The organism is Methylibium petroleiphilum PM1 (assembly GCF_000015725.1).
Lineage (GTDB): Bacteria > Pseudomonadota > Gammaproteobacteria > Burkholderiales > Burkholderiaceae_C > Methylibium > Methylibium petroleiphilum.
Window position 1 is genome coordinate 3103966 of the sequence record NC_008825.1, and the last position, 14415, is coordinate 3118380.

The following is a 14415-nucleotide window of genomic DNA, read 5'->3' on the forward strand; positions in this document are numbered from 1 at the left end:
GAGGCCATGGCGGCAACGCTCCGATATTGCGCTGCATCAAATGGCGGAGGCGACGCACTGCCGATGATCCGGCGCACACATCGATGCGCCAAAGGATCCCATGCGCCTGAACACCCCCGTGACAGCCAGCGAGTACCCCTTCCCCGCCGGCGAAACCCTGGTCTCGACGACCGACCTGAAGGGGCGCATCACCTACTGCAACCCGGCCTTCATCACGGTCAGCGGCTACGCACGGGAAGAACTGCTGGGCCAGCCGCACAACATGATCCGCCACCCCGACATGCCCGAGGAGGCCTTCCGCGACATGTGGGCCACCATCGCCTCCGGCCAACCGTGGTCGGCGCCGGTCAAGAACCGTCGCAAGGACGGTAGCTGCTACTGGGTGATCGCGAACGTCACGCCGCTCATGAGCGGCGACCAGCCGACCGGCTACATGTCGGTGCGGACGGCCCCGGATCGCGCCGATGTCGAGCGTGCCGAGGAACTCTATGCAGTGATGCGTACCGAGAAGGCCGCCGGACAACTGGTCCACCGTTTCGACGCCGGCCGCCTGCGGGTCGACACCTGGCTGGGCCGCCTCTCGAATGTGCTGCGCCTGCCGGTTCAGGTGAAGCTCGGTGTCGTCGCCGCGCTGCTGGGATCGGCCGGCTTCGTGACGGGTGCGGCCGTCACCGGCGGTAGCCTGCTGCAGTGGCCTGCGCTGGGCCCGGCGCTGACGGCCATCGCCACGCTGCTGCTCTGCTCGGTGGCCGCCGCCGCCTACTTGAACCGGATGACGATCGCTCCGCCCGCGCAGCTGGTGCAGTTCGCCAATCGCATGGCCGCCGGCGACCTGACGCAGAAGATCGATATCGACCGCCACGACCTCGTCGGCCAGCTCACGAAAGGACTGAACCAGTTGAACGTGAACCTGCAGTCCATCGTGCGCGACGCGCGCAACGAGATCGAGCAGATGCGCGTCGTCACCGGCGAGATCGCCTCGGGCAACCAGGATCTCTCGGGACGGACCGAGTCGCAGGCGAGCAGCCTGCAGGAGACCGCCGCCTCGATGGAACAGATCACCGGCACCGTGCGCCAGAGCGCCGATTCCGCCGAGCAGGCCACGCGCCTGGCCACCCAGGCCACGGCGGTGACCCAGCGCAGCAGCGACGCGGTGCAGGACGTCACCCGCACGATGGGCGAGATCAGCGCATCGTCGCAGCGCATCGGCGAGATCATCCAGGTGATCGACGGGATCGCATTCCAGACCAACATCCTCGCGCTCAACGCCGCGGTCGAGGCCGCCCGGGCCGGTGAACAGGGACGCGGCTTCTCGGTCGTGGCCTCCGAGGTGCGGGCGCTCGCGCAGCGCACTTCGTCGGCGGCGAAGGAGGTCAAGCAACTGATCGAGGACTCGGCCGCCAAGGTCGACACCGGCAGCCGCCTCACCGACGCGGCCCGGTCGACGATGGACGACGCCTTGCGCACGGTGCAGCAGGTCGGCCAACTGATCAGCGAGATCAGCCACGGCGCGCGCGAGCAGCTGACCGGCATCTCGCAGATCAACGAAGCGGTCACGCAGCTCGACACGATCACGCAGCAGAACGCCGCGCTGGTCGAGCAGATGGCGGCATCGGCGGTGTCGCTGTCGCAGCAGTCGGGCACGCTGGCGGAAACGGTGAAGGTGTTCCGCCTCGATGGCAGCGCATCGGCCACGCCCGACGCGGTGGCGTTGCGCCGCTCGATGAAGCAAGTCACCCACGCTGCCTGATCCGCGCGCAGTCGTTGCGCTGTGCCGCAGCGCCGGCCGGCACTAAACTGCCTTCGCGGAGAGCCCGCCCTTTGCGCGGGCTCTCGGCATTCGGGAGCCGGAATGAACACCGTGAACTTCGCGCTTTCGGGCCGTGTGACCGTGGTCACCGGCGCCGCTCAAGGCATCGGCGCGGCCTGTGCGGAGCGCTTCGCGCGCGAGGGCGCACCGGTCGCGCTATGGGACGTGGACGACGAGCGCGGCCAGACGATGGCCGCGCGCCTGGCCGCCGCCGGCGTGCAGGCGATCTACCGGCACTGCGACGTGTCGCGCGCCGATCAGGTACAGGCCGCGCACGCCGCCACGCTGGCGGCCTTCGGCCGGATCGACGTGCTGGTCAACAACGCCGGCATCTTCAGGGCGGCCGACTTCCTCGACGTCACCGAGGCCGACTGGGACGCGGTGATCGGCGTCAACCTCAAGGGCGCGTTCCTCGTCGGCCAGGCCTGCGCCCGCACGATGGCGTCCCAGGGTCGCGGCGTCATCGTCAACATGAGCTCGGTCAACGGCCTGATGGCCATCCCCACGATCGCCAGCTACAACGCCAGCAAGGGCGGCATCAACCAGCTCACCCGCGCGATGGCCCTGGCGCTGGCCGACCACGGCGTGCGCGTGAATGCGGTGGCACCCGGCACGATCGCCACCGAGCTGGCCACGCAGGCCGTGCTGACCAGCGACGAGGCCCGCCAGCGCATCCTCGGTCGCACGCCCTTGAAGCGGCTGGGCGAGCCGGCCGAGATCGCCGACGTGGTGGCCTTCCTGGCCAGCGACGCGGCCAGCTACCTGACCGGCCAGATCGTCTACGCCGATGGCGGCCGGCTTGCGCTGAACTACACGGTTCAGGCCTGAGCCGCGGCGGCGGCGCGGGTCGCCGGACCGGGCTCGCGAATCGGCAGGTGCACCAGCGCTGCTCCGACCGCCAGCAGGATGTCGACGATCCAGATGGCATCGTAGGCACCGGTCCACTCGAAGGCCTTGCCGCCGAAATAGGCCCCGAGGAAGCCGCCGAGCTGGTGCGCCAGCATGACGATGCCGAACAGCGTGGCCATGTGAGCCGGCCCGAAGAACTTCGCCACCAGGCCCGCGGTGGGCGGCACGGTGGCCAGGAAGGTGAGGCCGATCGCGGCCGAGAACACCAGCATCACCGCCTCGGTCTTCGGTGCGATCAGGAACAGCAGCACGATCACCGCGCGGGACGCATAGAGCATGGCCAGCATCGATTTCATGCGCCAGCGCCCGCCACCGTGGCTCAGTGCCCAGCCCATCGCGACGCTGCCGACGATGTTGAACAGACCCACCACCGCCAGCGCCCACGCCCCGATCGACGGCGGCAGCTGGCAGGCGGCCACCACGCCCGGCAGGTGGGTCGCGATGAAGGCGACGTGGAAACCGCAGATGAAGAAGCCCGCGCTCAGCAGCCGGTAGCTCGGGTCGGCCAGCGCGCGCCTGACGGCCACTCGGGTGCCTTCGACCGGCACGCTGCCGGCCGCGGCGAGCTGACGGGCATTGCCGCGCAGCACCCAGGCCGCCGGCAGCGCCAGCAGCACCGCCAGCGCCAGACCCTGCATCGCCACGGCCCAGCCGGCGACGGCGGTGAGCCCCTGGGCCACCGGCGCGAACACGAACTGCCCGAACGAGCCGCCCGCGTTCACGATGCCGGCCGCCAGGCCGCTGCGGGCCGGCTCGATCAGGCGTGTGGTCGCCGCCATCAGCACCGCCGGCCCGGCCATGCCGGCGCCGCCAGCGGCCAACACACCGATCGAGAGGACGAGGCCCGCCGTCGTGTCCATGTAGGGCGTGATCGCGGTGCCCAGCGTGACCAGCAAGACACCGACGAAGATCACGCGCCCCGCTCCGATGCGGTCGGCCACCATGCCGGCGAAGGGCTGCGTCAGCCCCCACCACAGCTGGCCGCAGGCGAAAGCCAGGCTGATACTTCCGATGCCCAGGCCGGTGTGGGTGTTCAGCGTGCCGAGGAACAGGCCCATCGACTGGCGCACGCCCATCGTCAGCGCGAAGGCGCCGGCCGCGGCCAACAGCACCAGGCCGAGGTGCGGCAGCGCGCGGGGCTGCACGACGGCAGCGGCATTTGCGGCGTCAGGCATCGCTGTCGTCCTCTTCGGCATCGTCGAGCCGGGCCAGGCAGTCGTCGATCAGCGCATGCAGCGCCACCACCTGCGCCGGACCGAGCCGCGCGTTCAGCGCCAGCTGCGCCTGCTTCCAGGCGCGCTGCGCCTCGGCGCGCTTGGCCTGCCCGGACTCGGTGGCCTCGACGAGCCGGCTGCGCGCATCGTCGCCCGGCCCGAGCGCCACCCAGCCCTGCACCAGCAACGGCTGCAGGTTGCGCGTCAGCGTCGAGGCATCCAGGCGCATGTGGCGGGCCAGGTCGCCGGGCCGGATCGGTCCCAGCCGCACCACGTGCGACAGCAGCGAGTACTGCGTGTTCTTCAGCCCGAGCGGCGCCACGTAGGCGTCGTAGTGGCGCGTCACGGCGCGACTGAGCTGCCGCAGCTTCAGGTTGGTGCAGCCCTGCGGGGCGGCGACCGCCGGACGTGAGGGTGGGGGAGGTGTCATGAATTTATTGTAGCTACAATTGTTGTATCTGCAATAAAATGCACGGCACCATGCATCCACCAACCCCCAACGACGACGGCGCGGCCACCCTGGCGCGCTGGCAGGCCGACGAAGCCTCCGTCCGCGAACGCAACCGGCGCTACGGCCTGAGCCGGCCGGAACAGGTGGCCCCGTTGAGCGGCCAGCAGTTCTTCGACGCCGTGTTCGCTGGCGAGCTGCCGCTGGCACCGATCTTCGAGACCCTGGACTTCGTGCCCATCCACATGGCGCGCGGCGTGGCGGTGTTCCAGGGCCGGCCGCTGGCGCGCCACTACAACCCCATGGGCACGGTACATGGCGGCTGGTTCGCGACGCTGCTCGACTCGGCCGTGGCGTGCGCAGTGCACACGGCGCTGCCGGCCGGCAAGACCTACACGACGGTGGAGCTGAAGATCAGCCTGGTGAAGGCGCTGACCGCGAAGGTACCGCTGGTACGCGCCGAGGGCCGACTGATCCACCTGGGTCGCAGCCTGGGCACCGCCGACGGCCGCCTGGTCGGCCCCGACGGCACGCTGTACGCTCACGCCTCGACCACCTGCTTCGTCCTCGACCGGCCCCCTTCCCCATGAGACTGCTCCACACCATGTTGCGCGTCGGCGACCTGCCACGCTCGATCGACTTCTACACCCAGGTGCTCGGCATGACGCTGCTGCGCACCACCGAGCGACCGGCGCAGAAGTACAGCCTCGCCTTCCTCGGTTACGGCAGCAACCCCGAGCACGCCGAGATCGAGCTCACGTACAACCACGGTGTGGACCGCTACGAACTCGGCACCGCCTACGGTCACCTCGCGATCGGCGTGCCCGACGTGGCGGCCACCTGCGCCGCGGTGCGCGCGAAGGCACAGGCGCTCGGCGGCGCCATCACCCGCGAGCCCGGTCCGGTGCAGGGGGGCAGCACGGTGATCGCCTTCATCACCGATCCCGACGGCTACAAGATCGAACTGATCGAGCGCGCGTAAATTGGCCGGCTTCGGCGTGGTTTTTCCCGCGATCCGCCGGCCCACCGGCGCTTGACAGGAGCGGGTCTCAGACGGCAATCTTGTTGCCGTGCAGCAAGCCCTGGATTACGACCCCGAGCCCGCCTCCTGCGCCGTCGAATCCGGCGCCGTTTCGGTCGTGCCGCTGCGCGATCCCCAACAGATGCTCGAACGCACGCTGGCCGACCGGCCGGCGCGACGCGACCTCTGGATCTTCGGCTACGCCTCGTTGATCTGGCGCCCGGAATTCGAGGCCGCCGAACAGCGGCTGGCCCGCGTGCACGGCCAGCACCGTGCCTTCCGCATGCGCTCGCGCATCAACCGCGGCACGCCGGAACGCCCCGGTCTCGTGTGCGCCCTGGTGCCGGGCGGCTCCTGCGCCGGTATGGTCTACCGGCTCGAGCCGTCGCGGGCCGACGCGGAACTGCGCCGCCTGTGGGACCGCGAGATGTTCTCCGGCGTCTACGATCCGAAATGGCTGCAGTGCCAGACCGCCCATGGTCAGGTCACGGCGCTGGCGTTCACCCTCAGCAAGCGTAGCCCCAACTACATCGGCGAGCTGGATGACGACACGCTGATCGGCATCCTGCGCCATGCGCGCGGCCGCTTCGGCAGCACGCTCGACTACCTGGTCGAAACAGCGGCCTGCCTGCGTCGCTGCGGTATCCGCGACCTCGCGATCGAGCGCCAGGTGGCGCTGGCGCAGCGCGCCGGCCTCACGGCGTAGACCGGCCCCGGCTGCCGCCGTTCGAGCCCGCGGGCCGGATGCAGGCCGGATGCAGGCCGAGGGTGCATCATCGTGGCCCCGCAGGCACTGCGTACCGGCCCTTCTTCGATGCAACACGAACCCGCGATCGACGACACCCGTCCGACCGATCAAGTGCCTGCGGCGGCGAGCGCAGACGAGCCGCATCCCGTGCTGTTGCAAATGCCGATCGGCGTGCGCAGCCTTTCGCTGGCCGTGCTGGCGGTGCTGGCGTGCCTGGTCGCGCTGCGTTGGGCCAGCGCGGTGTTCATCCCGCTGTTGCTGGGGCTGATGTTCAGCTACGCGCTGTCGCCGATCGTCGATCGGATGGTGCGTTGGCGCATTCCGCGCTCGCTGGCTGCGGCGGTACTGCTGCTGGCCATCCTCGCCGGTGCCGGCTCGACCGCCTACTCGCTCGGCGACGACGCCAGCGAGCTGATCGAGAGCCTGCCGGCCGCCGCCCAGAAGCTGCGCCAGGCCGTGAGGGCGGCTCGCAACGAGCCGACCAGCAAGATGGAGACGATGCAGAAGGCCGTCACCCAGCTCGAGCAGGCCGCCGAGGAGGCCGCCTCCTCGGCGGCGGGCCAGCGCGGGGTGCAACGGGTGCAGATCGAGCCGCGCAAGTTCAGCATCCGGGACTACCTGTGGAGCAGCACGCTGGGCCTGGCTTGGCTGATCGGGCAGGCCACCGTCGTCTGCTTCATCACCTACTTCCTGATCGCGTCGGGCAACAGCTTTCGCCGCAAGATGGTGAAGATCGCGGGTCCGACCTTCGCGCAACGGCGCGTCACGGTGGAGGCACTGGACGAGATCACCGAGCAGATCCAGCGCTACCTCCTGGTGCAATTGCTCATCAGCGCCCTGGTCGGCGTGGCGACCTGGCTCGCCTTCCTCTGGATCGGCCTGGAGCACGCCGCCGTCTGGGGCATCGTGGCCGCGGTACTGAACCTCGTACCCTACATCGGCTCGATCGCGGTCACCGTCGGCTCGGCCCTGGTCGCCTTCCTGCAGTTCGGCACGCTCGACATGGCGCTGGTGGTGGGCGGCGTTTCGCTGGTGCTCCACTGCATCAGCGGCTACCTGATCACGCCGTGGCTGACCAGCCGCACCAGCCGCATGAGCCCGGTGGTGGTGTTCGTGGGCGTGCTGGCCTGGGGCTGGCTGTGGGGCATCTGGGGACTGCTGCTCGGCGTGCCGATCCTGATGGCCGTCAAGGCCGTGTGCGACCGCGTCGAGGACCTCAAGCCGCTCGGAGAGCTGCTGGGCGACTAGCCGCGACCGCGCACGCGGCGGTGACCGCAGGGTCAGTCCACCGCAGCTTCGCCGGCGTGCGCAGAGTGCAGACCGCGCAGCCTCTCCAGATCCTGCTCGGTGTCCACGTCGAGCAGCACGCCGCCGTCAGGCACCTCGACCCCGAAAGCCGGATAGCGCGCCACCAGACGCCGTGCGCCCTCGTCGCCGCTGAGCCGCGCCAGTTCGGAGTACAGCTCGGCGGCGAACGCCACCGGATGGCCGCGCCGCCCGCGGTGCTGGGCATACACCACCGGGTGGTGCGGCATCGCGGCCGCCACGGCGCGCAGGGTGGCGGGCTGCACCAGCGGCATGTCACCGGGCAGCACCATCCAGCCGCTGGCATTCGAGCGGGCCGTGACGCCAGCGGCGATCGAGTCCCCCATGCCGAACGGCTGTTGGTCGCCGTTGCCCGGCAGCACGACCACATCGCGTGCCGCGATGGTGGCGGTGACGCGAGCCTGCAGCGCCTCGGTCGTCACCACGACCACCGGCAGGCGGCTCTGGATCACGTGCGCGAGCGTCGTCTCGAGCACCGTCGAGTCGCCGAACGGCTGCTCGAGCTTGTGAGCACGTGCGCTGCGCCCACTGCGGAAGCGCACGCCGCGCCCTGCCGCCAACACCACCACCACCGGCCCTTGTCGCACCGACATCCCCCCAGCTTGCGTTTTGCCGTCGCCAGCATTGGCGCGGTCTGTCTTGCGATCAAACCGCGACCCCGTGCAATCCGGAAGTGGGAGCTCTACCTAAGGCCTCACCCGCGGCCGGCGCGCCAGAGTGCTCCACCCGGCGCGTCTCGGCGCTCCACGCCCGGCCGACCCGGGGGCTAACCCGGACGCTTGAACGCCCACCCAGAAGGTGATCGGCCTTGCGTGCTGCTTGTCAGGCCAGTGCCTCGAAAGGCAGCTTGCGCAGGCGCTTGCCGGTCAGCGCCGCGACGGCATTGGCCACCGCCGGCGCGATCGGCGGCACGCCGGGTTCGCCCAGGCCGGTGGGTGGATCGTTGCTCGGCACGAAATGCACCGCCACCGGCGGCGCATCCGTGATGCGCGGTGGTGCGAAGTCGCTGAACTGGCTTTGCTCCACGACGCCGTCCTTCAGCGTGATCGCGAAGCCCGGCTGGATCATCGACAGGCCGAACACCGCGCCGCCCTGGATCTGCGCCTCGGCCGCCGTCGGGTTGACGACCTGGTTGGCATGCACGCCGGCCGTGACCGCATGCACCTTCGGTCGGCCGTCGATGAGGGAAACGTCGACCACGTAGGCCACCACCGAGCCGAAGGACTCGTGCACCGCCACACCCCAGGCATGGCCGGCCGGGAGGGACTTGCCGTAGCCCGACTTGTCGACCGCGAGCTTCAGTGCGGCCACGTGGCGCGCGTGCTTCTTCGGGTCGAGCTTCGCGAGCCGCCAGGCCACCGGATCCTGGCCCGCCGCACGCGCCACCTCATCGGCCAGCGTCTCCATCACGAAGCCGGTGTGGGTGTGGCCGACCGAGCGCCACCACAGCACCGGCACTGCGACGTCCGGGTGCGTGGCGCGCAGCCGCATCGGCATCCCATAGGTGTTCTCGACCACGCCCTCGGTCATCGTGTGGTCGATGCCATCCTTGACCAGGAAGGACTCGAACGGCGTGCCTTTCACCAGCGACTGGCCGACGATCACGTGGTCCCAGCCCTGCACCTGCCCCTGCGCGTCGAGCGCGATATCGACATGGTGCAGGTGAGCCGGCCGGTAGTTGCCGCCCTTGATGTCGTCCTCGCGGCTCCACATCACCATCAACGGCGATTTGGGATCCTTGGCGTGCCAGGCCTTGGCGATGCCGGCGGCCTCGCGCAGGTAGTCCGAGCTCGGGACCGCGCGCCTCCCGAAGCCGCCGCCGGCCGGCAGCGTGTTCAGCGTCACCTGCTCGGGCTTGAGGCCCAGCGTCTGCGCGATCGCCGTCTGGTCGACGGTCTGGAACTGCGTGCCCGCCCACACGATGGCGCGATCGGCCTTCAGTTCGAAGGTCGCGTTCAGCGGCTCCATCGGCGCGTGTGCGAGGTAGGGGAATTCGTACTCGGCGCTGATCTTCTTCGGCGCCGCCTTCGCGGCGGCCTCGATCGCGGCGCCGTCACCGGCGAGAGCCGTGAGCTTCGGCGCCTTGGCCTCGTCGCGGTACTGGGCCAGCAGCTTGTCGCTGCTGACCGTACCGCCGACACCTGGCTTCCACTTCACCTGCAACGCCTCGCGGCCCTGCTTGGCGGGCCAGTAGCCGTCGGCGATGACGGCCAAGCCCGTGCCGCCGCGGTCGGTCGACACCTGGAACACGTCGATCACGCCCTTGATCGCCTTCGCCTTGCTTGCGTCGAAGCTCTCGACCTGACCACCGAAGGTCGGCGCCCGCTGCAGCAGCGCGACCTTCATGCCCGGCAGGCGGTGGTCGATGCCGTAGCGCTTCTTGCCCGACACGGAGGCGACCGCGTCGATGCGGCCCTTGCCGTGGCCGATGATGCGGTAGTCGGCCGGCGCCTTCAGCGCCACGCTCGACGGCACCGGCTGCTTCGCCGCCGCGGCAGCCAGCGAGGCGTAGGTCGCCCGCTTGCTGCCATGGCGCACCACGCCGGCCTCGGTACTGCAGGCCTCGGCCGGCACCTTCCACTGCGCGGCGGCCGCTGCGACCAGCATCATGCGGGTGGCCGCGCCGACCTGACGGTACTGCAGCCAGGAGTTCGGCACCGCGCTGGAGCCGCCGGTCATCTGGATGCCGAACAGCGGGTCCTTGTAGGCCTCGCCTGCCGGCGCGAGGCTGGCGCGCACCTGCTTCCAGTCGACGTCGAGCTCCTCGGCCACCAGCATCGGCAGCGCGGTCAGCGCGCCCTGGCCGAAGTCGAGCCGGTTGACGCGGATCTCCACCGTGTCGTCGGGATGGATCTTGATGAAGGGGCTGGGGTCGACCGGCTTCTTCGGCGCGGCGGGCGCGCCCTCCTCGGCCGCCAGCGCGGCCGGTGCCGACCAGGTGACGGCCAGCCCGCCACCGCCGAGCGCACTGAGCTTGAGGAAGCCACGGCGGTCGAATTCGCCGGAGCGGGCGTCGGTATCGAGGGCCGGCGACTGGCCGGCGAGGCGTTTGGCGACGAGTGCGAAGTCCATCGGGGCGTCCTCAGGCGATGCGCTTCGCGGCGTCATGGATGGCGGCGCGGATGCGTTGGTAGGTGCCGCAGCGGCAGATGTTGCCGGCCATCGCGGCGTCGATGTCGGCGTCGCTCGGCGCCTTGTTGCTCTTCAGCAGACCGGTCGCGCTCATGATCTGGCCACTCTGACAGTAGCCGCACTGGGCGACGTCGTGCTCGATCCAGGCCGCCTGCACCGCCTTGCCGACCTTGTCGTTGCCGACGGCCTCGATCGTCGTGACCTTCTTGCCCGCGACCATCGACACCGGCGTGATGCACGAGCGCGTGGGCTGCCCGTCCACGTGAACGGTACAGGCGCCGCAGGCGGCGATGCCGCAGCCGAACTTGGTGCCTGTCATCGCCAGATCGTCGCGCAAGGTCCACAGCAAGGGAGTGGCCGGGTCGACATCGACGCTGGTCGCCTTGCCGTTCAGTGTGAAGCGCGTGCTCATGGTTTCTCCCGATTCTGGAAGTCACGGACTGTGCTCCGTGATGCCGGACGCATCGCGGCGGTGCGCGGAATCCTGACCGAAAGCCAGGGCCAAGTTGGCCTTCCGCCAGCCGCCTACACTTTTGTGCATGCGCCCAGACATTGCCGACCTCCGCAAGAGCTACGAACAGGGTGAACTCGACGAAGCCCATTCGGCCGCCGACCCGCTGCAGCAGTTCGAGCAGTGGCTCGATCAGGCGCTGAAGGCCAAGCTGCCCGAGCCCAACGCGATGACGCTCGCCACGGTCGGCGCCGACGGCCGCCCGTCGACGCGCGTCGTGCTGATCAAGGGCTGCGACGCGCGCGGCATCGTCTGGTACACCAACTACGAGAGCCGCAAGGGCCGCGAACTGGCCGCACACCCGTTCGCGGCGCTGCAGTTCCACTGGGTCGATCTCGAGCGCGTGGTGCGCATCGAAGGCCGGGTCGAGAAGGTCAGCGACACCGAGTCGGACGCCTACTACCGCTCCCGACCGCTCGACTCGCGCCTCGGCGCCTGGGCCTCGCCGCAGAGCCAGGTGATCGCGTCGCGGGCGGTGCTGGTGGCCAACGCGGCGAAGGTCGGCGCGCAGTTCCTGCTGAACCCGCCGCGCCCGCCGCACTGGGGCGGCTTCCGGCTGCGGCCGGACCGCTGGGAGTTCTGGCAGGGCCGCAAGAGCCGCCTGCACGACCGGCTGCGCTACACGCAGCAGCCCACCGGGGGCTGGCTGCGAGAGCGCCTGGCGCCATAGCGCCAGGCACACATCAGAACGCGACGCGCAAACCGGCGCTGAGGCTGCGTCCCGGCAGTGGCGCCAGATCGCGCACCGTCGCCACCGAGCCGGCGTTGTAGGCCAGCCGGTCGGTCAGGTTGTCGAGCTTGACGAAGAACAGCGCATCGTTGCCGTCCCAGGCCAGCCGCTTGCTGAGGGCCAGGTTGATCAGCGTATAGCCGGCGGTGGGCTCGTCGTCGTCCGGCACGCGGTCCTGCTTCTGCGCACGCACCACCTCGCCGCGCAGCGTCCAGCCCTCGAGCCCATAGGCCGCGCCGAGCTTGACGCGCAGCGGCGCGATGCGCGGCAGCGGCTCGCCGGTGCTGCGGTTGGTGGCTCTTACCGCATCGAGCTGCGCCTCCAGATCGACCGTCCGGGCGCCTTCCAGCACGCGCCAGGCGCCTTCCAGTTCGAAGCCGCTGAGCCGCGCCTTGACGCCCTGGAAGGCGTAGACCTGGAAGGCCTCGCCTTCGTCGTTGACGAAGTCCGGTTCACCGGTGCGCAGCAGCGCGATGTAGTTCGAGAAGTTGCTGACGAAGGCGCCGGCCCGCAGTCGGTCGTGCCCGGACTTCCACTCCAGTGCCAAGTCGAGGTTGCTGCCTTTCTCCTTGCCCAGTTCCGCATCACCGCGCTCGAAGGCGGCGGTGGCGATGTGCACGCCGTTGGCAAACAGCTCGTAGTTGGTCGGCGCGCGCTCGGTGTAGGCCAGGTTGCCGTTGAGCTGCCAGCCGCTGCCGAAGGCCGGGGCCAGGTCCCACACGCCGCCGACGGCCGCGCTGCCGGCCGTGTAGCGGCGGCTCAGCGCATCGCCGAACTTCGGGTCGGCGGCGCCCGCGTCGCCTTCGGACTCGATGCGATGGCGCTCGACCCGCGCGCCGAAGCTGAGGCGCGAGGCGCCTTGCAGCTTCAGCTCCTCGTGCGCGAACAGCGCGAACTGATCGCTGGTGGTGCTGGGCACGAAGGCCTCTTCGCCCAGCGCCTCGAACCTGGCGTGTTCGGCCTGCAGGCCGAACACGCCCTTCAGGTCACCGAGCGGCGCATGCTCGAACTCCAGCCGGCCGTCGCTGCCCTTGTTCTTGAAGGTGGTGCCCACCTCGCCGGTTCCTTCGACCTCCTGGTGCTGGTAGTCGGTGGCCTGCAGGCGCGCGCGCACGCTGCGGATCGGGCCGCCCAGGTCGCGCCACTCACCGGCCAGCGCGAACTTGTCGCGCCGCATGCGGATCAGCACGTCGTCCTCGGCCACGATGCCGTAGTCGTTGCGGTAGGTGTCGACCGACGCGCCCAGGTAGCCATGGTCCCACTGCATCGACGCACCGAGGGCGCCGCCCTTGGCATCGCTGGCCGAGTTGACGATGCGGTCGCGCCGCTCGGTGCCGCCGCCGTCGACGGGGCGGTCGAAATCGGGCACGCGCAGGTCGTCGGTCTTGCGTGCGAACACGTCGGCGTGGATCGCCAGGCCGTTGCCGCCGGCCTCGACCAGCGCGCCGGCCGAGCGCTCGCGGGCTGCGCCGCCGCCGCGCAGTTCGAGCGCACCGCCCACGCCGTCGATCGCGGCCTTGGGGATACGGTTGTCGATCGCATTGACCACGCCGCCGACGGCGCTGCCGCCGTACAGCAGTGCGGCCGGGCCGCGCAGCACCTCCAGCCGTTCGACCACCAGCGGATCGATCGGCACCGCGTGGTCGAAGCTCAGCGCCGAGGCATCGAGCGTCGCTCCCGCGTTGTTGAGCACGCGGATGCGGTCGCCGTCCTGGCCTCGGATCACCGGCCGGTTGGCGTTGGGGCCGAAGTAGCTGGACGAGACGCCGGGCAGGCCCGACAGCGTCTCGCCCAGGCTGCTGCCGCGCCGGAGCACGAGGCCCGGACCGGCGAGCACGCTGTTGGGGGTGGCGATACCGTCGCTGTCGAGCGGGTTGCCAGTGACGACCACTGGCGGCAGCGTCGTGTCCGGAGGCGGCGCGGTTTGCGCCAGCGCCAGCAGCGGCGTGCCGAGCAACGGAAGAAGGGCGGCGCGAAGCGCCTGGGAGGGGGAACTGGGTGACGAGCGCATGCGTAGGCCCGCGAGACGCGGGCTCCATTCAGAAAGACGGAAATGAACAGCGCCGGGGCGGACCGCAGCCCGAACCGAAGCGCCGGTGGCGCAGGGCCGTTCTCAGCGGCCACGGCCGCGAACAGACACCCTGCGAACGATCGATCAGGCGATCGTCGTCGGCGGCGCGCGGGCGCGGTAGGCGAGCCGGACGGTGCCCGAGGGCAGCGTCGGCACCGGTGCCGCGAGATGGCTCGGTGGCAGCGCCGGTACGGCATCGACGCCGCCGGCGGAGGCCGCATCGCCCAGCGAGAGCTGGTCATAGAGATGACAGGCCGGCGTGCCGCGCTCGTGGCCGAACAGCGCCTCGATGCCATGCGCCGCGAATTCCCCGCCATGCACCCGGTCTTGCGCCGACGCGAGGGCGAGTGCGGCGCCCGTGCCGGGCATCGCCCCGTGCACGCTGCGGTGGGCCAGCCCCAGCACCTGAGCCCACAGCAGCGACGCGCACAGCGGCACGCCGAGCCAGAGGCGCGGGGCGGCAGGTGAACGGCGAGCGCGGGCTTTCACGGGGGC

Annotated in this window: 14 protein-coding genes; 7 read left to right on the plus strand and 7 right to left on the minus strand. The window is 70.4% G+C overall.

Annotated elements, in window-relative coordinates:
- The first annotated feature begins 100 nt into the window (after positions 1 to 100).
- Both MPE_RS14730 and MPE_RS14735 read left to right on the plus strand, forming a co-directional pair.
- Complete coding sequence (locus MPE_RS14730) at positions 101 to 1750, plus strand: methyl-accepting chemotaxis protein (RefSeq protein WP_011830502.1); 1650 nt, start codon at positions 101 to 103, stop codon at positions 1748 to 1750.
- A gap of 102 nt (positions 1751 to 1852) precedes the next feature.
- The gene (locus tag MPE_RS14735) at positions 1853 to 2638 is read left to right on the plus strand and encodes an SDR family NAD(P)-dependent oxidoreductase (protein WP_011830503.1); all 786 of its coding nucleotides are present in this window, start codon (positions 1853 to 1855) and stop codon (positions 2636 to 2638) included.
- Here MPE_RS14735 and MPE_RS14740 read toward each other — a convergent pair.
- Together MPE_RS14740 and MPE_RS14745 are read right to left on the minus strand one after the other, a co-directional pair.
- Positions 2629 to 3894 (minus strand): MFS transporter, encoded by a 1266-nt coding sequence (locus MPE_RS14740; protein WP_011830504.1) that lies wholly within the window; start codon positions 3892 to 3894, stop codon positions 2629 to 2631. The genes MPE_RS14735 and MPE_RS14740 overlap by 10 nt on opposite strands.
- Positions 3887 to 4363: a MarR family winged helix-turn-helix transcriptional regulator gene (locus tag MPE_RS14745; protein ID WP_011830505.1), complete on the minus strand. Its 477-nt coding sequence runs from the start codon at positions 4361 to 4363 to the stop codon at positions 3887 to 3889. The genes MPE_RS14740 and MPE_RS14745 overlap by 8 nt, the downstream gene beginning before the upstream one ends.
- Positions 4364 to 4413: 50 nt before the next feature.
- Here MPE_RS14745 and MPE_RS14750 point away from each other — a divergent pair, with 50 nt between their 5' ends.
- The 4 genes from MPE_RS14750 to MPE_RS14765 all read left to right on the plus strand — a co-directional run bounded on the left by MPE_RS14750 (position 4414) and on the right by MPE_RS14765 (position 7398).
- Positions 4414 to 4971 carry a PaaI family thioesterase gene (locus tag MPE_RS14750; protein WP_041930199.1) on the plus strand — a complete coding sequence of 186 codons (558 nt, stop codon included), beginning with the start codon at positions 4414 to 4416 and terminating at the stop codon, positions 4969 to 4971.
- A complete protein-coding gene (gene gloA / locus MPE_RS14755) occupies positions 4968 to 5363 on the plus strand; it encodes a lactoylglutathione lyase (protein ID WP_011830507.1) in 396 nt (131 codons plus the stop codon). The genes MPE_RS14750 and gloA overlap by 4 nt, the downstream gene beginning before the upstream one ends.
- An 88-nt stretch (positions 5364 to 5451) precedes the next feature.
- Complete coding sequence (locus tag MPE_RS14760) at positions 5452 to 6108, plus strand: gamma-glutamylcyclotransferase (RefSeq protein ID WP_011830508.1); 657 nt, start codon at positions 5452 to 5454, stop codon at positions 6106 to 6108.
- 108 nt (positions 6109 to 6216) lie between these two features.
- On the plus strand, positions 6217 to 7398 hold the full coding sequence (locus tag MPE_RS14765; RefSeq protein WP_049820826.1) for an AI-2E family transporter: 1182 nt from the start codon (positions 6217 to 6219) through the stop codon (positions 7396 to 7398).
- 32 nt (positions 7399 to 7430) lie between these two features.
- Here the strand turns inward: MPE_RS14765 and MPE_RS14770 are convergent, their stop codons facing one another.
- The 3 genes from MPE_RS14770 to MPE_RS14780 all read right to left on the minus strand — a co-directional run bounded on the left by MPE_RS14770 (position 7431) and on the right by MPE_RS14780 (position 11020).
- Positions 7431 to 8063 carry a nucleotidyltransferase family protein gene (locus MPE_RS14770; RefSeq protein WP_011830510.1) on the minus strand — a complete coding sequence of 211 codons (633 nt, stop codon included), beginning with the start codon at positions 8061 to 8063 and terminating at the stop codon, positions 7431 to 7433.
- Positions 8064 to 8298: 235 nt separating this feature from the next.
- The gene (locus MPE_RS14775; protein ID WP_011830511.1) at positions 8299 to 10548 is read right to left on the minus strand and encodes a xanthine dehydrogenase family protein molybdopterin-binding subunit; all 2250 of its coding nucleotides are present in this window, start codon (positions 10546 to 10548) and stop codon (positions 8299 to 8301) included.
- Between the two features lie 10 nt (positions 10549 to 10558).
- Positions 10559 to 11020 (minus strand): (2Fe-2S)-binding protein, encoded by a 462-nt coding sequence (locus MPE_RS14780; RefSeq protein ID WP_011830512.1) that lies wholly within the window; start codon positions 11018 to 11020, stop codon positions 10559 to 10561.
- Between the two features lie 127 nt (positions 11021 to 11147).
- Here MPE_RS14780 and pdxH point away from each other — a divergent pair, with 127 nt between their 5' ends.
- A complete protein-coding gene (pdxH, locus tag MPE_RS14785; protein WP_049820827.1) occupies positions 11148 to 11789 on the plus strand; it encodes a pyridoxamine 5'-phosphate oxidase in 642 nt (213 codons plus the stop codon).
- A gap of 13 nt (positions 11790 to 11802) precedes the next feature.
- Here the strand turns inward: pdxH and MPE_RS24915 are convergent, their stop codons facing one another.
- Both MPE_RS24915 and MPE_RS14795 read right to left on the minus strand, forming a co-directional pair.
- Positions 11803 to 13860: a TonB-dependent receptor gene (locus tag MPE_RS24915; protein ID WP_011830514.1), complete on the minus strand. Its 2058-nt coding sequence runs from the start codon at positions 13858 to 13860 to the stop codon at positions 11803 to 11805.
- Between the two features lie 144 nt (positions 13861 to 14004).
- Positions 14005 to 14409: a hypothetical protein gene (locus MPE_RS14795; RefSeq protein WP_148210962.1), complete on the minus strand. Its 405-nt coding sequence runs from the start codon at positions 14407 to 14409 to the stop codon at positions 14005 to 14007.
- Positions 14410 to 14415 lie beyond the last annotated feature (6 nt).